Source organism: Streptomyces sp. NPDC091280 (assembly GCF_044768565.1).
GTDB lineage: Bacteria > Actinomycetota > Actinomycetes > Streptomycetales > Streptomycetaceae > Streptomyces.
Map to the genome: position 1 here is coordinate 27151 of NZ_JBIVUZ010000004.1, position 19764 is coordinate 46914.

Genomic DNA, 19764 nt, shown 5'->3' on the forward strand with positions numbered 1-19764 from the left:
TAATGAGCAATGATTTGAACCAGGAATTCCGTGGTGATGTCGTCATCGGCCTCGACGCCGGCGGCACCCGCACCCGCGCCGTCCTCGCCGCCGCCGAGGACGGGCGCCCGCTCGGCGAGGGCGCGGCCGGACCCGGCAACGCCCTGACCGTCCCGGTGCCGCGCCTCACCGACCACCTGGCCGACGCGATCGCGCAGGCCGTCCCGCCGGCCGTGCGGGCCCGGGTGGTCGCCGTGTCCGGCGGCTTCGCGGGCGCCACGGCGGCCTCCACCGAGGAACCGGGCCATGTCAACGCCCGCACCGCCCTCACGGCGGCGCTCCGGCGCCTCGGCATCCCGGCCGACCGGGTCCGCGTCCGCAGCGACATCGAGGCGGCCTTCGCCTCCGCCCCCGGCACCCCGGCCGACGGCCTCGCCCTGGTCGCCGGCACCGGCGCGGTCGCCCTGCGCATCACCGACCGCCGCTCCACCGCCACCGTGGACGGCGACGGCTGGCTCCTCGGCGACGACGGCAGCGGCTTCTGGATCGGCCGCGCCGCGGTACGCGCGGCACTGCGGATGGCCGACGGCAGGGGTACGGCGACGGCCCTGGCCGCGCTGGTGGGGCGGGCGCTGGGAGTCCCCGGCGACGCGCTCCCCGGCGACGGCGACGCCCGTGGCGACGGCGCCTGGTCGCGCGCCCACCGCGAGGCCTACCGCATGCACGTGCTCCCCGCGGTGATGGCCGAACTCCCCATCCGCCTCGCGCGTTTCGCCCCGCTGGTCGTCGAGGCGGCCCGCGCTCAGGACACCGTGGCGGCCGGGATCCTCGACGAGGCGGCGGACCAACTGGTGTCCACCGTACGGGCGTTGCATCCGACCCCGGGCGAACGCATCGTCGCCACCGGCGGTCTGCTCGGCCCCGAGGGCCCGCTGACGGCCCCCCTCACCGACCGTCTCCGTCCCCTCGGCCTGACCCTCGACTGGGTACCGGACGGCTGCCGGGGCGCGGTCGCCCTCGCCCGGCTCGCCCACGCGGGTGACGACCGATGACCGACACCGCCACGCCTCTCTACCGCGACCCCGACGCCCCCGTCGACGCCCGGGTCCGCGACCTCCTCGCCCGGATGACCCTGCGCGAGAAGGTCGGTCAGCTCAACCAGCGGATGTACGGCTGGGACGCCTACCGCCGCACACCCGAGGGCTTCCGGCTCACCGACGCCCTGCGCGCCGAGACCACCCGCTTCGCCGGACTGGGCGCGCTCTACGGCCTGTTCCGCGCCGACGCCTGGTCCGGTGTCGACCACGGCAACGGCCCCGGGGCCCAGGACAGCGCCGCCCTGGCCGAGTCGGTGCAGCGCCATGTGATCGACAGCAGCCGCCTCGGCATCCCGGCCCTGTTCGTCGAGGAGGTGCCGCACGGCCACATGGCCCTGGACGGCACGGTCCTCCCGGTCAACCTGGCCGTCGGCGCCACCTGGGACCCCGACCTCTACGAGCGGGCCGCCGCCCACGCGGCGGCCGAACTCCGCGCCCGTGGCGCCCATGTGGCCCTCGTCTCCGCCCTGGACATCGCCCGCGACCCCCGCTGGGGCCGCACGGAGGAGTGCTTCGGCGAGGACCCGCACCTCGCCGCCCGCCTCACCGAGGCACTCGTCAACGGCATGCAGGGCGACACGACGGCCGGGTTCGCCCCCGACAAGGCCCCCGTGGTCCTCAAGCACTTCGCCGGACAGGGCGCCACGGTCGGCGGCCGGAACTCCGCCGAGTCCGAACTCGGCCTGCGCGAACTCCACGACATCCACCTCCCCGCCGCCCGCGCCGGAGTCCGCGCCGGGGCCGCCGCCGTCATGTCCGCCTACAACGAGGTCGACGGCCTGCCCTGCTCGGGCAATCGCGCCCTGCTCCACCAACTCCTGCGCGAGGACTGGGGTTTCGAGGGCCTCGTCATGGCCGACGGCCTCGCCGTGGACCGACTCGCCCGCATCACCGGCGACGCCGTCTCGGCGGGGGCCCTCGCCCTCAATGCCGGAGTCGACCTCAGCCTCTGGGACGAGGGCTTCACCCACCTGGAGGAGGCGGTCGAGCGGGGACTGGTGACCGAGGAGGCCGTCGACACCGCCACCGCCCGCGTCCTCCGCCTGAAGTTCCGCCTCGGCCTCTTCGAACGCCCCTACGACACCTGCGAGTTGCCGTCACCCGAGCGGGGCAGGGAGCTGTCCACGGCCCTCGCCCGCGCCGCGGTCACCCTCCTCCGCAACGACGACGACGTCCTGCCCGTCCGGCCCACCGTCTCCCGCATCGCGGTCCTCGGCCCCCAATCGGCCACCCACGCCCACCAGTCGGGCGACTACACGGCACCCCAGCGCTCCGGTGTCAGCGTCCTGGACGGCCTACGACGGCTCGCCCCGCCCGGCACCGACATCCGCCACGCCCCCGGCTGCGCCCTGACCGGCGACGACCTCTCCGGCATCCCCGAGGCGGTCGCCGCTGCCGCCGCCTCCGACCTGGCCGTCCTGGTGCTGGGCGGCAGCAGCGCCCGTACCGCCGGTACCGACTTCGACGCCAACGGAGCGGCGCGCAACGCCGTTTCGGAGATGACCTGCGGCGAGGGCGCCGACCTCGCGGGCCTGCGCCTCGGCAGTGCCCAGTACGCGCTGCTCGACGCGGTCGCCGCGACCGGCACCCCCACCGCCGTGGTCCTGATCCAGGGCCGCCCGCACCTCGTCCCCGACCGCGCGGGCGCGCTGCTCACCGCCTGGTACCCCGGCCCCTGGGGCGGCGAGGCCGTCGCCGAGATCCTGCTCGGCCGAGCCGAGCCGACCGGCCGCCTGCCCGTCTCCGTGCCCCGCTCGGTGGCCCAACTCCCCGTCTACTACAACCACAAGGACATCGAGTACGGCGGCTATGTCGACGCCGACGCCGAGCCGCGCCACTCCTTCGGGCACGGGCTGTCGTACACGAGCTTCGCGTACGGTCCGCCGCGGCGGGCGGGGAGCGCGATCGAGGTCGAGGTCACCAACACCGGGCGGCGGCCCGGCCGTTCGGTCGTCCAGGTGTATGTCCGCCGGCTGCTCACCCCGGTCTGGCCGCGCACGCTCGAACTGCACGGGTTCCGGAGCGTGGACCTGGCACCGGGCGAACGGCGCACGGTGGCCGTCCCCTTCGGCACCGACCGGTTCGGCCGGGCCGGTGCCGTGGAGGTCCGGGTCGCCCGGTCCGCGCGGTCCGCGCTCGCCGCGGAACCCGTCGTCGTACGGCTCAGAGCTTGACCGCGCCGGCCGACACGCCCTTGTAGAACCAGCGTTGGGTGATGACGAACAGGACCAGGACCGGGATCACGGAGATCACCGAACCGGCCATCACCACCCGCTGGTCGTAGCCGAACGACGAACTCTGCAAGCGGGACAGGCCCAGCGTCAGGGTCATGTGGTCCTCGGAGCGCAGCACGATCAGCGGCCACAGGAAGTCGTCCCAGGCGCTGATGAAGGTGTTGATGGTGACCACCAGGATCGCGCCCCACGCCGACGGGAGGTAGAGGTACCGGAAGCGCTGCCACTCGCCCGCGCCGTCCAGCATCCCGGAGTCCTCGATCTCGCGCGGTACGGCGAGGAACGCGCCGCGCATCAGCAGGACGTTGATCGCGCCGACGAAGCCGGGCAGCCAGACGCCCACCACGTTGTCGACCAGGCCGAGGTCGCGGATGCTCAGGAACAGCGACACCATGATCGACTCGAAGGGGAACATCATCGAGGCGACCAGCAGGACCCAGACCGCGCGGCGGCCCTTCCAGGCGGGCTTGGAGAGCATGTAGCCGGCCGTCGTGGAGAACAGCAACTGGCTCACGACCGACAGGACCACGACGATCAGGCTGTTCCTGATGTACGTCACCACCGGGACCTGGCTGAACACCTCGCGGTAGGCGTGCAGGGTCGGGTGGTGCGGGAGCAGGGAGGCGTTCGCGCCGAAGACGTCCTCGCCGGTGCCCTTCAGCGAGGCCAGGAACTGCCAGATCAGCGGGCCCACGGTGAGACCGAGGACGAGCAGCAACAGGAGGTAGCGCAGGACGAGTTCGCGGGGGCGGCCGTAGTCCCGCCAACGCGGGCCCGGGCGCCGGGACTCGGGCCGCACGGCGGTCGTCGTCATGACTCGTCCTCCTTCGTCAGGCGCTGTGCCAGCAGGGTCAGGCCCAGGGTGAGGACGAACAGCGCCACGCTCACCGCCGAGCCGTAGCCGGCGTTTCCGGTGATCGGGTCGAGGCCGACGTCCCGGATGTAGAAGGGCAGCGTGCGGTCCGCGCCGCCGGGGCCGCCGGTGGAACTGCCGAGCATGTAGATCTCGGTGAACACGCGCAGCGAGCCGATGCCGGTGAGGGTGCCGACGAGCATCATCGCCTGCCGTACGCCGGGCACGGTGATGTGCCAGAAGCGGCGGGCGGCTCCGGCGCCGTCCATGGAGGCGGCCTCGTGCAGCTCCTTCGGCACGTTCCCGAGGGCGGCCAGGTAGAAGACCATGTACCAGCCGAGGCCCTTCCAGAGGGTCAGGCCCATCGCGGAGAGCAGGATCAGCCACGAGTCGGACAGGAAGGGGATGGCCGACCGGATCACATGGGCCTTCTCCAGCCAGGTGTTGACCAGTCCGTCGTCGGCGAGCAGCCACTGCCAGCTCAGGCCGACGACCACGCTGGAGGCGAGGACCGGTGTGTAGAAGGCCGAGCGGAAGAAGCCGATGCCGGGCAGGTTCTTCTCCACCAGGACGGCGAGCAGCAGCGGCAGCAGCACCATCAGGGGAACGACGATCACGGCGTACAGGACGCTGTTGCGGGTCGCCAGCCAGAAGTCCGGATCGTCCAGCATCCGGGTGTAGTTGGAGAGCCCGACGAAGCCCGCGGCACCGCCGAGCGGCTTGGCGTCGGTGAACGACAGCAGCACGGTGTTGAGGAACGGGAACACCCCGAACACCGCCGCGCACACGATCGCGGGCGCGGTCCACAGCCAGGGCAGCCACCAACGGCGGTACAGCGCGGCCCCGTTGGCGTCCGAGGCGGGGCCGGGGAGGACGGCCCGGAGGAACGTGCGCGGGCGGGTCGTGCCCGGTGCGGAGGCGACGGCCTCGGCACCGGGCACGGTCACCGGCTTCGCGGTCTGCGTCGCCACCATCAACCGGCCTGCTTCAGCAGCTCGTTGGCCTTCGCCTGGGCGTCCTTCACGGCCTGCGCCGGGCTCTTCTTGCCCTGCATGGCCAGCTGCACCTGGGACACGATCGCGTTCTGCACGGCCGGTGAGAGGTTGGTCTGGTAGGCCGTGGTCGTCTTGAGCTGGTCGGCGACCAGCTTGCGGGCCTGCGCGAACTGGTCGTCGCCGGTCACGTCCTGGAAGAACGGGTCGTTGAGCGAGGTGGTCGTGGTCGGGAAGATCACCACGTCCGGGTCCTTCGCCCAGGCCGTCTGGTTCTCCGCGTCGGTGAGGAACTCCGCGAACGCCAGCGCCACCGGCGCGTGCTTGCTGGTCGCGGCGACCGAGATGTACTGGGGTGCCCCGGTGGTGTGGCCGAGCGCGTCGAAGGGCTGCTGCCCGACGGCCGTCTTGGCGTAGATCGAGGGGCTGTTCTGCTTCACGAACCGCACATAGCTGGGGTTGGTCGAACCGTAGGCGACCTTGCCCTGCGTGTACGGCGTGGACGGGTCGTTGCTGGAGGACAGCGAGTCCTTCGGCATCGCGCCCTCCTTGTACAGCTTCGCCATCCAGGCGACCCACTGCGTGGTGCGCGGATCGTTCGCGAACACCGCCGACTTGCCGTCGCTGGAGAGGGTCTTGATGTTCATCTGGTCGAAGTCCGCGGGGATGCGCCAGATCGGGTTGGCCATCGTCGCGTAGTACTTGCCCTTGGCGGACTTGGCGATCTTCTCGTAGTCGGCGAACAGCCCGAAGATCGTCGTCGGCGGCTTCGCCGGGTCGATGCCGGCCTTCTTCAACAGGTCGGTGTTGTACGTCAGGACGATGCCGCCGGTGTACCAGGGCAGCACGGTGTGCAGCGCGGAGCCCGAAGCGTCCTTGAAGGTGCTCGACTTCCAGAACGCGGGGACGAACGGCTTGCCGGCGTCGGGGTCCTTGACGCCGAGGTCGAGCAGATAGCCCGCCTTCGTCAGGGCCGTGGCGGTCTCCGCGTTGAGGTTGATGACGTCCGGCAGTGTGCAGGCCTGGGCGTCGGCCACATTGCGCTGGGTGAAGGTGCTGTCGCCCGGGTCGTCGATCCACTTCACCGAGGTACCGGGGTGGGCCTTCTCGAAGGACTTGATGACCCCGTTGAAGAACGTGCCGAAGTCCTTCTTCAGGTTGGTGGTCTGGAAGGTGATGGAGCCCTTCACCTCACCGGTCAGCTTCCCGGACCCCACATTGCCCTTGTCGACCTTGCAGCCGCCCGCGGTGGAGTCGCTGTCGCCCGAGCCGCCGGACAGCCCGCAGCCGGCGGCCGTCAGGGTCAGGGCGATGATCCCCACCATCGATCCGGTCAGTCTTCCTGTGCGCATCGCTGCCCTCCTGGGCGTCGGCCAACATCTGGTTCAATCAACCAACTTCGACTCCGATTGATGAAAAGGTGGACCAGAATTCATCGGAGGTCAATGGTTCTCGTGTTGCTTTTAGGTTCCGGACGAGATCAGTGCCGGTGCTCGTGGTCCGGGTGCGCCGGATCGCCGGGGTGCTCGTGCCCAGCGGCGTACACGACTCCGACCTTGGCCTGGTCCAACCAGCCGAACAGGGCGCGTCGCCCCGCCGCCCGCCGCAGCTCCCGCGCGACCCCCACGCGGACCTGCTCGTACGGCACGAAGTCCTCCGACGACACCGGGCCGAAGGGGTCGACACCGCGCCGTAGCGCCTGTGCCGTGCGGAAGCGGTCCCGGTTGCGGTCGTAGTAGTCCCGCACGGCCGCCTCCGCGATCTCCTGCTCGCCCTCCAGCTCGGCCAGCAGCAGCCGGACGGCCGGGGAGTGCGCGAGGGCCGCCGCGACGATGCTGCCGAGATCCGCCACATCGGTCTCCGCGACGGCGAGCACCCGCTCCGGCGCCACCTCCGCGGGCGGCTTCAACCCCCGCTCCGCGCAAGCGCGTTGGGCCAGCTCGTCGATCACCACCACCTGGGTGGCCCAGCGCCGCCGCTGCCGCTCGGCCCGCGCGAGCGCCTCGGGCCGGGCGGCCTCCCGGCCCCGGGCCGGTACGGCCGCCAGCAGCGCGTCCACCCGCCCCTTGGGGACGGCCGCGCCCCGCACCACGGCCGCGTGCTCCGCCGTCACGGCGTCACCTCCAGCGCCACGGCCTCCGTATAGGCGACGCACCCGTGCCAGGCGACCTTCACGAGCAGCCAGTACGACCCCGGCGGCACCGCCGAACCGTCCACCTCGATCACGCACTCCCGCTCCGCGCCCCCGGCCACCGTGAACCCCTGGACGCCCGGCCCGACACCGGCCCAGGTGCCCCACGAAGAGACGGCCCACAGAGTGCCGTTGACGGGCCCGCGGGTGGTGTTGCGGACGGTCACCGGGACACGGGCCCGCTCGCCCGCCCGCACGGTGACCGTGTCGACTCCCAGGCGGGACACCAGCGTCGGCCCGAGCCGCCCGTCCGGCACGTCCAGCGCGACGGTGTCCTCGTACGTCTGCCCGCCGTACGCCAGCCGGGCCGCGAGCCAGTGCCGGCCGGGAGCCGGGTCCGGCGGCGGTGTCACGGTCACCTCGGCCAGCGTGAACCCGCCGGGCCCCAACGTGTACGGCAGTTCGGCGGGTTCGGCGGTCCATCCGTCCGGCACCTCGAAGGTCACCGCGCCCAGCACCGGGGCGTCGGTGAGCTCCGAGCCGACCCGGACGGTCGCGGTGACCGGTCCGGCGGCGGTGAGGGTGGCGGGGGAGAGGTACACCGACACCGGCATGTTCCCGCGCGGCGCGGGGCCGGAGTTGTGCAGCCAGTAGCGGGTGTGGACCGGCTGCGCGGGCTCGTGCGCCGCTGTTCCGGGCCCGGGCCCGGTCGTGGAAGCGGCGCTGGTGGCCGCCAGCACGGTCGCGACCTCGAAACCGGTGAGGTCGACGGCGAGCCCGCCGTCCCGCTCCGGCGTCAACTCCGCGCCGGGCGCCTCCAGTACGTCGGCCCGGGAACCCTCGGTCCACTCCCGCGGCCCGTGGATCCGGGCCCGCACCGGCCGCCCGTTCACCTCGTGCATCCGTACGACGACACCGTGCCCGGGGTCGGCCGGTACCGCGCTGCCCCGGGCGAGCGGTGAGCCGAGCGGCTTGAGGGCGTCGAGGACCACCTCGCCCGCCGGTTCCAGGCCGAGCAGCGCGGACTTCCTCGGCAGGGTGCCCTGTCCGGGGGAGGTGCGCAGCCGGGCCGTGAGCGGGTGGTTGAACTCATGTCCGGCCCGCGGCAGCCCGACCTCGCGCCAGTCGCCGGCGCCCGCGACCACCGCGTACTCGAACTCGTGGGTCCAGCGCTGGAGTTGGAAGGCGGAGCCGTCGGGCGCGGTACGGCGCGGCGGGTCGACCCAGATGCCGGAGGGCCAGCCGGTGCAGGAGCGCATCAGGGACATGTGGAGGTCGCCGTCGGAGGTCACGACACAGCCGGGAGTGCCCCGGTTCAGGACGGCGAAGGTGCGGCCGTCCCAGGTGTCTCCCGGCGGCAGCGCCTCGCCGCCGCCCGCCGCCGTGGCCGTCAGGACCGCGTCGTCGAGGTCGGCGACCAGCGCGTCGACCGCCTTGGCGTCGTCCTCGGGCCGGGCGCCCGCCACCACGAGCAGCGGCAGCCGTTCCAGATCGCGCAGATCGGCCCCGGGCACCCACTCCTCGCGCAGCCCGGCCCGCGGCGCGACCCACACCGCCGCCACCCCCCGCTCGGCCAGCTGGCGGCGCAGCTCGCGCCCGGCGGCCGGGTCCCAGCCCAGCGCCTCGGCGACCACGGGGTTGCGCTCGGGCGCTCCCACCGCGATCCGGAAGTCCGGGAGATTGGAGTCGACTTCGAGATCGCCGTAGCGCGGACCGCCCGCGACGGTCGAGGTCGCGGTGACCCCGGCCCGGACCAGGGCCGCCGCGAGCGGGGCGCCGAGTTCACCGGCCGCCTCCCAGTCGGTGTGGACGAGTTCGGCGACACCGATCGACCGGTGGCCGAGCAGGCGTCCCGTCTCGTCGTGCACCGCGACCCGCGCGGTGGAGCCGAGGCCGAACCAGGTGTTCGCCGGGTTGTCCAGCGTCCACGGGAACTCCTCGCTGTCCACGTCCACGAAGCCGAACCCGCGCCCGATCACCGCGTCCGCCACCTCGTGCACCGGCAGCCCGCCGGTCACGTCGGACGGCCAGCGCACCCGGATCAGCCGGTCGGCGCCGTCGTAGCCGTCGATCGTGGTCGTCACGTCCAGGCGCGCCACCCCGGTCCACAGCGTCAGCCGCTGCGTGTACCGGAACAGTCCCAGGTCGGCGGTGACGGTGATCCGGGCACCGGCGGGGGAGTGCCGGACATCGATGTCGGCGGTGACGTCCCGGCTGCGGGCGGCGGTGGTTCCGGTCGGCGTGAGGTGCCAGGGGCCCTCGCCGAAGCGCGGGTGCCGGGCGTACTCCTCCTGCACGACGAGTTCGTTGCCGATGTCGCCGGCGCGCAGCAACTCCCGGCCGCCGCCCGCCAGTTCGCGCAGGCTGCTGACGCCGCCGCCGCGCGCGGGGTCGACCGTCACCTCGTAGAACTCGTTGCGGATGGTGAGGCCTTCGCCGGGGGTCCAGCCGGGCACCGAACCCTCGGCGAGCGGGAGGGCCTTGAGGCCCAGGCCGGGCACGTCCGGTACGACCAGCCGGAGCAGGTCCCCCTCGCGTACGGCCGGGAGCGGCAGGCCGGTGTCGTCGAGCGGGACCAGACCGGGGTCGGCGACGGTCAGGACGTCCCGGCGCTCCCAGGTCGCCGCGTTGAACACCACCAGGTCGGCGCCTGCGCCCGGCAGCGGGGCGACCTCGGCGGCTATCGCGTCCGTGGCGTCGGCGTGCACCGCTTCCGCCAGGTCGTACAGCTCGCGCCAGCCGGTCATCAGGTCGATGTACACCTGGTCCGACTCGGAGCCGGTGATCGCGTCGTGGTGGGCGCCGTAGATCAGCTGCCGCCAGGCCTTGTCCAACGCGGCGTCCGGGTAGGGGTGTTCGGCCACGAGCGAGGCCAGGGTGGCCCAGGCCTCCGCGTCGGCGAGGAGGGTCTCGCCGTAGCGCTGGGCCTGTTTGGTGTCGATGTAGGAGACGTCCTTGCCGGTGTAGACCGGGTTCATGTCCCGGGTCTGCGGGGAGGCCTTGCGGCCCTCCTCGGCCAACTCGGCCCGCACGGCGGCGAAGAAGTCGCGGGGGATGCCGCTGACGAAGCGCGGCCAGACGTAACGGGCGTTCCAGTCGCGGTGGATGTCCATCACCCAGCGGCACGGCGGGGCGTAGTCGCCGCCGACCGGGAGCAGGACGTTGCGGGTGAGCGCGACCTTCTTCAGGCCCCGGAACAGCTTCAGCGCCGCCGCCTCGGCCTCGGGGAGCGTGGGCGCGTTGTCGATCGCCCAGCCGGCGCCGTAGTGGTTGACCATGTAGGCGGTCAGCAGGCCGCGTCCGGAGGGGGCGATCCAGCTGAACTCGGCCGGGAACTGCATGCGTCGGGGGTCGCGCGGCTCCTCGCCGAAGACCGAGAGCGTCGGGCCCCACTGGTGGAACGGCCCGCGTGCCCAGGAGCTGGAGGAGATGCCCGCGTCCGCCATCAGCCCGGGGAACTGCGGGTCGTGCCCGAACGCGTCGAGCTGCCAGGCGGTTTCGGGGGCCGCGCCGAGGATGGCGCGCTGGAAGCCGTCCCCGTACAGGGCGTTGCGTACGGTCGCCTCGGCGCCGGTCAGGTTGGTGTTGGGCTCGTTGTAGGTGCCGCCCATGATCTCGACCCGGCCGGTGCGGATCAACTCCCGCAGAAAGGCGCGCTCTTCGGGGAAGGAGTCCCAGTACGGCTTGAGGTAGTCGACCTCCGCCAGCACGAAGGTGTACGCCGGGTCGCGGCGGGCCAGGTCGCAGTGGGCGCGGACCAGGCTCATCCCGGACTGGCCGCGCGAGTCGAAGGTGCGGGCGGGGAGGCCGGTGGCGGCCGGGTCGTCGGCGGTGTCCCAGGTCTCGGTGTAGGCGCCCTGGGTGTTCCACCAGACCGGGTCGTAGTGGAAGTGGCTGACCATGAACATGGTCCAGCCGGGTTCGGCGGCGGTGAACTCGGCGGTGCGGGTGGCCAGTTGGTCGCCGTCGGCGGCCGTCACCTCGACGGTGCACCGCTCGCCGGGTGCGAGGTCGGCCGTCACGGGTATCTCGGCGTGCGCGGTGCCGTCCTCGCCCACGACCGTCTCCGCGCCACCGCGCACCCCCGGGCCCTCGACCGTGAGGCGGACCGGCCGGCCCGGGACATGGGCGAGTTCGGCGGTCACCACCTGGAGCGGGAGCTCGGCGGTGCCGACGAACAGCTCGGTCGACTGGGCAGCGGTCACGCGCATGGGTCTCCTACCAATGGCTCGGCGGAGCGCCCATCCTGGCACCGCGAAGATGATTCAAACAACCATCCCCGCGTAACTTCGGTGGTTCATCCATGCAGACTCGGCCGTGCTCACGGCCGGTCCCGGCTCAGGTCACCGGCCCCTGCGGGACTTCACCGTGTGCTCCCCGGCGATGTGGTCGGTCAGCGCCAGCGAGGCGCTCGCGCGCTGGTAGGAGAGCTGCGCGATCCGGACGTAGAGGCAGTCGATGAGGACCAGCACCGAGTGGCGGGCGCCGATGATGCCGGTGGGGAAACTCGTCGCCGAGGACGAGGAGATGAGCCGGATGTCGGCGGCGCGGGCCAGTGCGGAGCGCGGGTCGGAGGTCAGGGCGACCGTGGTGGCGCCGCGCTCCTTGGCCAGTTCGAGGGGCTCGATGGTCTCGCGGGTCGAACCGGAGTGGGAGATGCCGATCGCCACGTCCGCCGGGGTGAGCAGGGCGGCGGAGGTGCTCGCGGCGTGCACCTCGGTCCAGCCGCGCACCGCGCAGCCGATGCGGAACAGCCGGGTCTCGGTCTCCTGGGCGACCGCCCCGCTGCCGCCGATGCCGTAGACGTCGATGCGCCGGGCGCGGGCGGCGGCGGTGGCCGCGCGCTCCACCGCGTCGAGGTCGATCCGGTCGATGGTCTGCTGCACCGCGCGCAGGTCGGCGCTGCCCACGACCTGCACGACCCGCTCCAGATCGTCGTCCGGGGAGATGTCCGGGCCGATCTCGGCGGTGCCCCAGTCGGACACCTCGCCGCGCCCGCGCTCCTGGGCGAGTTCGATCAGCAGATGCTGGTACGAGTCGAGGCCCACCGCGCGGCAGAACCGGGTCACCGTCGCCTGTGAGGTGCCGGTGCGGCGGCCCAGCTCGGCGGCCGAGCAGTGGGTGACGGCGGCCGGATCCTCCAGGATCAGCTCGCCGACCTTCCGCAGCGAGCCGGCCAGCCGGGGCAGCTCCGTGCGGATCAGGGTGGTGACGTCTGTCGGGGGCATGGGAAGAAGGTATCAGCCACCCCAGAGGCCATCGATTGAATACCAGGACCGTGTGTGATTTATTGATTCATTGATCGGGAAAGAACAGGTGGTTTGATCCACCGGTGGGGAGTGTCGTGTGTCCGCCGAGTCCGTGTCCGCCGAGTCCGTGAGCGCCGAGATCTTCGCGCGCGAGAGCCTGGCCGTCCTGCAACACATCACCGAATCCAGCCGCGAGAGCGTGTCCCGCGCCGCCGCACTGATCGCGGACTGCGTCCGCGCCGACGGCGTGATCCAGGCCTTCGGCACCGGCCACTCCCAGGCCATGGTCCTCGAACTCGCGGGCCGCGCCGGGGGGTTGGTGCCCACCAACCGCCTGAGCATCGCCGACCTCGTCCTCTACGGCGGCGACGCCCCGAGCGTCCTCGACGACCCCCTGCTGGAGCGGCGGGCCAACGTCGCCGACCGGCTCTACGACCTGGCCGCGCCCCACCCGCAGGACCTCTTCGTCATCGTCTCCAACTCCGGTGTCAACAAGGTCATCGTGGAGATGGCCCTGCGGGTGAAGGAGCGCGGCCACCGCCTCCTCGCCATCACCTCGCTCGCCCACACCCACGCCGTCCCCGCCGGACACCCCAGCGGCAAGAAGCTCGTCGACCTCGCCGACGTGGTCCTCGACAACGCGGCCCCGCGCGGCGACGCCCTCCTCGAACTCCCGGGCGGGGGCGCGGTGTGCGCCCTGTCCACGCTCACCGGCGCGATGCTGGTCCAGCTCACGGTCGCGGAGGCCGCCGCCCAGCTGCTCGCCACCGGGGACCGGCCGCCCGTGTACGTCTCGGCCAATGTGCCGGGCGGCTTCGAGGGCAACCTGGAGCTGGAGAAGCGGTACGAGGGGCGGATCCGGCGGACGGCGAGCTGACCGTCTTAGGCGCGGGGACGAGCGGCCGGGACCCCCGGAACGGGGCCCCGGCCGCTCGTTCCGGTCACTCCACCGGTACGGGAGTGAGCGCCACGGCGAGCGGATAGGCACCCGTGGTCAGGGGAGTGCCCGTGGTCCCGGACGCGGTGTCGAACGGGACCAGCGCGCCGGCGTCGGCGGTGGTGACGTACGCCGTGGCGCCGTTCCAGTCCAGGGCGACGTCGAAGGCCGACCTCCCGACCGTCACCTTGGTGCCCGCGGCGCCGGTGACCGTGTCGACCGGGGTGACGGTGTCGCCGTCGCTGGCGCTGACCCACAGGGTCCGGCCGTCCGGGGACAGCGCGAGGCCGTAGGCCTGGCCGGAGACCAGGAGGGTCGGCTCGGTCTCATCGGTGGCCGTGTCGATCGGAGTGACCGTGGAACCACCGGAGTTGGACACGTACACGGTCCTGCCGTCGGGTGCGGCGACGACGTTGAAGGGGCTGGGCCCGACGGGGATCGCCGGCCCGGCCGTCCGGTCCGTGAGATCGACCGGGGTGACCGCGTCGTCGTGGATGTCGGCCACGTACAGCGTCTCGCCGTCCGGGGTGATCGCCATGTTCTCGGGCCCGGAACCCACGGCGACGGGTGTGCCCGCCGTCAGGCTCGCGGTGTCCACCGGCTGCACGGTCCCGTCCGTGTAGTTCGCGACCCACAGCGTGCCGCCGTCCGGGGTGAGCGCGAGGCCGGCGGGGACCTTGCCCACGGCGACCGTGGCGGTGACGGTGCCCTTGGCCACGTCGATCACGCTGACGGTGTCCGAGCCCTGGTTCGCGGCGTAGGCGGTGCGCCCGTCCGCGCTCACGACCACGTCGCCCGGGTTGTTCCCGACGGCGATCTCGCCGCTCTTCCCGGAGGACAGGTCGATCGAACTGACCGACGCGCCGCTGAAGTCGGCGGTGAGCGCCCTGGCGGTACCGCTGCCGTCGGTGACCCGGACCGGGAGCGCCCGGTCGAGGACGCCCGTGCCCGAGACCACGACGGAGTGGACGCCCCCGGAGCGGGCGGTCAGGGTGACGGTGGCCGAGGCGCTGCCGCCCGCCGGGACGGTCGCGGTGCCCTCGTCGGGCGAGGCGGTGACCCCCTCGGGCACGTCGAGCTTCCAGGTGACCGTGCGGGCGGCGGTGGACCTCGGGTCGGACAGGGCGAGGGTCACCGTCTCCGACGCGCCGGGCCTCAGGGTGAGGGAGGCGGGGGCGAAGGAGGCGTCGACGCCGGGGTCGGGCGCGTTCTCCAGCATCGTCGTGTAGAGGAACTGGTCCATGACACCCGGCGCGACCTGCTGGGGGATCGCGTCCAGCGCCTTGCGCTCGTTTCTGAGCCGGTTCCAGTACGTGGTGACGGCGTCGGTGTCGCCCCGCTTGTCGGCGAGCAGCAGGCGTACGGCCGTCCCGCCGGCGGTGCCGTAGTCGCCGAGCTTGTCCAGCCAGGCCGAAGTCTCCTGGAGGAAGCCGGAGTTGCGCAGCCGGGCGCGCAACTGGGCCGGGGTGGCCGCCATGTCGGCGAAGTAGGCGGCGAGGGCGTCGGCGGCCCGGTCGAGGCCGCTGTCGTGTTCGTAGGCGGTGCGGAACCCGGCGATGAGCCGGGTGAGCGTGGGGGACTCGGTGGCGTCGAGCTGCGAGGAGTAGTTGTTCTCGGCGAAGATCCGCAGCCAGGTCGCGGTGCCGGGGGCGGAGCCCGCGGCGAGATCGCGGACGGAGGCCAGGAAGGCGGCCCGCGGGTCGTAGGCGTCCGGGTTCCACAGATAGGCGGCCGAGGTGAACAGGGCGATCCGGCTCGCCTCGCCCTGCACCATCGGGTTGGCGGTCACCCCGGTCGCCGCCGACGCCACGCCGGGCTCGCGGCCGGTGTAGGGGCCGAGCAGGAGACGGCTGGTGACGTAGTCGTTGACCGGGTAGTTGTCCCAGACCAGGATCGGGTGGCCGTAGACCGCGCGGGCCCGCGCCACCTGGTCGGCCGTGATGGTCGGCGCGATGACGCCGACGCCGGTCCACTCCACGACCACCTCCGGGGCGAGCCGTTCCCGCAACGCCGTCTTGTAGGGCGAGTCGGCCAGGTCGGAGTACTCGGTGGGGACCATCTCCAGCGGCTGGAGGTCCGGGTGCGCGGCGGAGAACCGCTGCCACACCTGGTTGAGCAGGTGAGCCTGCGCCGCGCCCGCCGCACCGCCGCCGGTGCCGAACTCCTTCTCGTCGGCAGCGCAGTTCCACTTGGTGTAGCTGATGTCGTCCAGCGGGATCGCGAAGGAGCGCACGCCGATGGCGTACAGCGACGCGAACTTGTCGGTGAGGGCCTGGACGTCGGCGGCCGAGGAGTAGCAGACCGACAGCCCGGGGGACAGCGCGTAGGTGAAGCGGACGTGATCGGCCGCGGCCCGGTCGACGAGTTCCTTCAACTGGGCCAGTTCGGCGGCCGGGTACTCGTCGCGCCAGCGGGCCCGGAGGTAGTCGTCGTCCTTGGGGGAGTAGACGTAGACGTTCTGTTTCGTACGGCCGTAGAAGTCCAGCTGGTCGAGCCGCTCGGCGTGCGTCCACGGAGTGCCGTAGAAGCCCTCGACGACTCCGCGCAGGGCGGCGGTCGGCCAGTCGCGGACGGTCACGCGGGGCAGCCGGGATCCGGTGACGAGCTGGCGCAGGGTCTGGGCCGCGTAGAAGGTGCCGGTGGTGTCGACGCCGGAGAGGGCGACGACGGCCCGGCCGCCGGTGCGGCCGGTGGCGAGGGAGTAGCCGCCGGAGGGCAGACCCGCCGGGGACGCGGCGCCCAGGCTCTTCAACACCCGTGCGGTGGCGGGGTTCTCGGACGGACCGCCGACGTAGACCGTGAGGGCGGCGGGCGCGGGAGGGCGGTCACCGGGGCCGATCGCGGTGACCGAGTCGGCGCCCGCGTCCCGCAGGACGGTCTCGACGAGGCGCCGGGCCGAGGGATCGGTCCCGGCGCCCACCACCTCCACCACCCGCTCGGGGACGGTGAGTTGACCGGGCTCCGTGTGCAGGGACTTGGGTGTGGGCCACACCTGGGGCTGTGTTCGCGCGGACGGTGCGGCCGTCGCCGTCGTGGAGAGCGACGGGACGGTGAGACCTGCGGCCAACAGCAGGGCGGCGGCGAGGCGGGCGGCTGGAGCCACGGGTTCCCCTTCTGGCACCAAGAATAAATGGAATCACCGAGGGATGCTAGAGATGGTGAATGCATCATTCAATGGTGCGTCGGGGCGCCCGCCGCCGCTCAGTCCCTTCGCGCCACCAGCCGGTACGCGTTGGACACGCCAAGGCGGTGCGACAGCGGCTTCACCGCGAACCGGTCCAGCAGCGTGCCCAGGACCAGCGCCGGGATGCCCGCGATCAGCACCGCCGCGCGCAGCGCGCGGGCCGAGCCGGTCGGGGGCTTCGGCAGCCACGGGAGGTTGTCGCGGGGCGCGACCGTGTCCAGCGCCAGCCAGGTGCCCGCCAGCAGGTCGACCGGGTCGTGCGGCTCCGCGTGCTGTTCCGCCACGACCGTGAAGCCCAGCTCGGTGAGCCGCCGCCGCAGGTTCTCCACCGGCACGAAGTGCAGATGCTGGGGCTGGAGCCACGGCAGCCACCAGCGGCCCAGCAGCCGGGAGTAGCGGCTGTCGGGGTCCGGGACCTCGATCAGCAGATGGCCGCCGGGGCGAACTGCCGTGTGCGCGGCGGCCAGTTCACGCTCCGGTTCGGTGCTGTGCTCCAGGTAGTGGAACATGCTGACGACGTCGTAGTGGCCCGCGAGATCCGCGGCCAGTTCGGGGAAGCTGCCGCGATAGCCGCGCTCCACCCGGCCCGCCCGCTCGGCGAGTTCGGCGCCGTCCGTGAAGTCGAGGCCGTCGAAGGCGGTGTCCGGATACACCGTGCGGGCCGACTCGCAGAAGTGACCGTGGCCGGTGCCGACGTCCAGCCAGTTCTTGGGGGCCGGCGCGTGCGCGAGCAGCGACCGCGCGCGCTGCTCGTACATCTTGGTGCGCGCGGCGAACGTGTTCCCCAACTGCTTCTCGCCCAGGCCGTCGTAGAAGTCCCGGTAGTAGAACTCCAGCCCCGCCGGGCTCAGTCGGGGATTCTGGAACGTGTGCCGGCAGTCCTCGCAGCGGTCCAGGACGAAGGTGCCCGGCTTGTGCTGGATCAGGTCCCTCGTGCGCAGCCGGGGCACCAGCCGCGCCGAGCCGCACCACGGACAGCTCTCGCACCGGGGCTCGAAGAAGCGGTCCAGTCCGTCGGCCAGGTCGGCCTGGTAGACCGGCCGCAGGGCCGCCACCTGGTCGTCGCGGCTCGGTGGTCTCGGGTCGTCCTCGGTGCTCACGGGGTGGTCTCCTTCGGGGACGCGCCGGTGGCCAGCAGTTCCAGATGGGTGGCCGCCGCACGGCTGCCGCCCGCCGCGCGGAACGCCGTGCGGATGCGGTCGGCGGCGGCACGGTGGCCGGGTTCGTGGAGCACGGCGTCGAGCGCCGCGCCCAGCTTCGGCGCGGTTACCCGGCCGAAGCGGACCCGGACGCCCGCGCCCGCGTCGGTGACCTGCCCGGCGATCACCGGCTGGTCGTCGCGGATGGGCGCCACGACGAGCGGGACGCCGTGCCACAGCGCCTCGCACACCGTGTTGTGCCCGGCGTGCGAGACGACCGCGTCCGCCCTTTCCAGCAGCGGGAGTTGGGGAATGGACGGCAGGACGAGGAGGTCCTTGTCCGCGCCGTCCGAGGGCCCGAGCGCGCCGCCCGGGTCCGCGATCACCGCCTGCACCCGGTCCGTTCGGGCCCGCAGCGCCCGCACGCACTCGGTGAGGAAGCGGGCGCCCACATCGGTGTTGGCGGTGCCCAGGCTGACCAGGACCAGGGAGCGGCCCGGATCCAGCCAGTCCCAGGGGAAGTCGGGCGCGGCCGGGCGGGGCGCGATCGACGGGCCGACCCAGCGGATCCGCCCGCCTTGCCGTGCCCCGGGGCCGACGAGTTCCGGGGTGCTGAACGCGAGGACCAGATGCGGCGAGAAGCGCGGGTCGCCGGTGGCGGACGGATCACCGAGGTCGGCGCGGAGCCCTCGCAGCAACTCCTCCAGCCAGCGCCCGACTTTGGGGATGCCCGCGAACACGTCGGTGAACTCGGCCGAGGTGGTGGCCGAGGTCGCCCACGGCACCCCGAGCCGCTCCGCCACCAGACCGCCGGCCAGGGCCTGTTGGTCGGCGACGACCGCATCGGGGCCGAACTCCGCCACGGCGGCGGCGACTCCGGGCGCCATCCGCTCGGCGAGCGGCACGAGGAAGGCCTCCCACAGGAACTTCAGCGCCTCGGGCCCACGCAGGTCGGGCGGCCGTACGCCCTCGCCCGAGCCCGGTACCGGACCGGCGCACGGGAACACCCGCGCCGATGCGCCCGCCAGCCGCCGGACGAGCGCGGGGTCGGCGCAGGCCCACGCCGACTCGTGGCCGCGCGCGGCGAGTTCGGCGGCCACACCGGCCGCCGGGTTGATGTGGCCGACCAGCGGCGGCACGACGAAGAGGAACCGGCTCACCGGACGGCCGCCTCGGTCGCGCCCGCCCCCTGGATCAGCGAGAGGATGTGGCCGCCGACCGTGCCCGCCGCCTCCACCAGCACCGAGTGCTCATGACCGGGGACGACGACGGTCCGGCAGTCCGGCAGCACCGACTCCAGCCAGGGGGCGAGCAGGGCGAGATCGGAGTCGCCGCCGTAGACCCCGAGCACCGGGCAGCGCACCGACCGGATCTGATCCTCCGTCAGAACGGCGCTGGAGGGGATGTCCCGGGACAGCGAGGTCTCCCGCGCCAGCCGTGCCGCGCCCTTGGCGAGGCGGGCGGTGTTGTGGCCGCGGTTCGCGCTGATCCAGGCGATGGCGTCGTCCTCGTTGTGCGCCAGCTCGTGCAGCACCCGGTCCAGGATGCCGCCGAGCTTGGGCGCCCAGGCGTCCGTCGCCGGTTCCGACTCGATGAGGCAGACGCTGGCGGCCCGCTCCGGATGGCGGGCCGCGTAGCCGAACGCGACCGTCCCGCCGTAGGAGTTGCCGACCAGATGGACCGGGCCGGTCACCTCCAGGCGGTCCAGCAGCGCCTCCAGGTCGTCGATGTTGTCGTCGAGGGTGTAGCCGGTCGCCGGCCGCCCGCTGCGCCCGTGCCCGCGCAGGTCGTACATGACCACGTCGACGCCCGCCAGCGCGAACGGCGGGGCGAGGGTGAAGTAGTAGCTGGCGAGGCTGTCGGTGAGCAGACCGTGCACGAGCACCGCCGTGGCGGTCACCGGGCGGCCGTCGGGCGGGCTCATCCTCTGTACGTGCAGCCGGAGTTGACCGGTGTCGACCATAGCCAT

13 protein-coding genes are annotated in these 19764 nt (G+C 72.9%); 3 read left to right on the forward strand and 10 right to left on the reverse strand.

What is annotated here, in order from left to right; translation table 11 throughout:
* The first annotated feature begins 2 nt into the window (after positions 1–2).
* Both ACIQPR_RS13555 and ACIQPR_RS13560 read left to right on the forward strand, forming a co-directional pair.
* Positions 3–1031 (forward strand): N-acetylglucosamine kinase, encoded by a 1029-nt coding sequence (locus ACIQPR_RS13555; RefSeq protein ID WP_403646565.1) that lies wholly within the window; start codon positions 3–5, stop codon positions 1029–1031.
* Positions 1028–3250, forward strand: coding sequence for a glycoside hydrolase family 3 N-terminal domain-containing protein (locus ACIQPR_RS13560; RefSeq protein ID WP_403646568.1), 2223 nt, complete (start codon positions 1028–1030; stop codon positions 3248–3250). Before ACIQPR_RS13555 ends, ACIQPR_RS13560 begins: the two co-directional genes overlap by 4 nt.
* Here the strand turns inward: ACIQPR_RS13560 and ACIQPR_RS13565 are convergent.
* The 6 genes from ACIQPR_RS13565 to ACIQPR_RS13590 all read right to left on the reverse strand — a co-directional run bounded on the left by ACIQPR_RS13565 (position 3240) and on the right by ACIQPR_RS13590 (position 12514).
* Positions 3240–4124: a carbohydrate ABC transporter permease gene (locus tag ACIQPR_RS13565; RefSeq protein WP_403646571.1), complete on the reverse strand. Its 885-nt coding sequence runs from the start codon at positions 4122–4124 to the stop codon at positions 3240–3242. The genes ACIQPR_RS13560 and ACIQPR_RS13565 overlap by 11 nt on opposite strands.
* Positions 4121–5137: a carbohydrate ABC transporter permease gene (locus tag ACIQPR_RS13570; RefSeq protein WP_403646574.1), complete on the reverse strand. Its 1017-nt coding sequence runs from the start codon at positions 5135–5137 to the stop codon at positions 4121–4123. Before ACIQPR_RS13570 ends, ACIQPR_RS13565 begins: the two co-directional genes overlap by 4 nt.
* Entirely contained in the window at positions 5137–6507 is a 1371-nt protein-coding gene (locus ACIQPR_RS13575) for an extracellular solute-binding protein (protein WP_403646577.1), read from the reverse strand. The genes ACIQPR_RS13570 and ACIQPR_RS13575 overlap by 1 nt, the downstream gene beginning before the upstream one ends.
* Before the next feature lie 128 nt (positions 6508–6635).
* Positions 6636–7268 carry a peptidyl-prolyl cis-trans isomerase gene (locus ACIQPR_RS13580; protein ID WP_403646580.1) on the reverse strand — a complete coding sequence of 211 codons (633 nt, stop codon included), beginning with the start codon at positions 7266–7268 and terminating at the stop codon, positions 6636–6638.
* Positions 7265–11497: an NEW3 domain-containing protein gene (locus ACIQPR_RS13585; protein WP_403646582.1), complete on the reverse strand. Its 4233-nt coding sequence runs from the start codon at positions 11495–11497 to the stop codon at positions 7265–7267. Before ACIQPR_RS13585 ends, ACIQPR_RS13580 begins: the two co-directional genes overlap by 4 nt.
* A 132-nt stretch (positions 11498–11629) precedes the next feature.
* Positions 11630–12514: a MurR/RpiR family transcriptional regulator gene (locus ACIQPR_RS13590; RefSeq protein ID WP_403646585.1), complete on the reverse strand. Its 885-nt coding sequence runs from the start codon at positions 12512–12514 to the stop codon at positions 11630–11632.
* 133 nt (positions 12515–12647) lie between these two features.
* On the opposite strand from ACIQPR_RS13590, the gene ACIQPR_RS13595 reads away from it, so the two are divergent.
* Positions 12648–13412, forward strand: coding sequence for a sugar isomerase domain-containing protein (locus ACIQPR_RS13595; protein ID WP_403647893.1), 765 nt, complete (start codon positions 12648–12650; stop codon positions 13410–13412).
* Between the two features lie 64 nt (positions 13413–13476).
* On the opposite strand, the gene ACIQPR_RS13600 is transcribed toward ACIQPR_RS13595, so the two are convergent.
* From ACIQPR_RS13600 to ACIQPR_RS13615, 4 genes are all read right to left on the reverse strand, one after another.
* Positions 13477–16575: a beta-N-acetylglucosaminidase domain-containing protein gene (locus ACIQPR_RS13600; protein WP_403646587.1), complete on the reverse strand. Its 3099-nt coding sequence runs from the start codon at positions 16573–16575 to the stop codon at positions 13477–13479.
* 98 nt (positions 16576–16673) lie between these two features.
* A complete protein-coding gene (locus tag ACIQPR_RS13605) occupies positions 16674–17756 on the reverse strand; it encodes a class I SAM-dependent methyltransferase (RefSeq protein ID WP_403646590.1) in 1083 nt (360 codons plus the stop codon).
* Positions 17753–18955: a glycosyltransferase gene (locus tag ACIQPR_RS13610; protein WP_403646593.1), complete on the reverse strand. Its 1203-nt coding sequence runs from the start codon at positions 18953–18955 to the stop codon at positions 17753–17755. The genes ACIQPR_RS13605 and ACIQPR_RS13610 overlap by 4 nt, the downstream gene beginning before the upstream one ends.
* Positions 18952–19764, reverse strand: coding sequence for an alpha/beta fold hydrolase (locus ACIQPR_RS13615; RefSeq protein WP_403646596.1), 813 nt, complete (start codon positions 19762–19764; stop codon positions 18952–18954). Before ACIQPR_RS13615 ends, ACIQPR_RS13610 begins: the two co-directional genes overlap by 4 nt.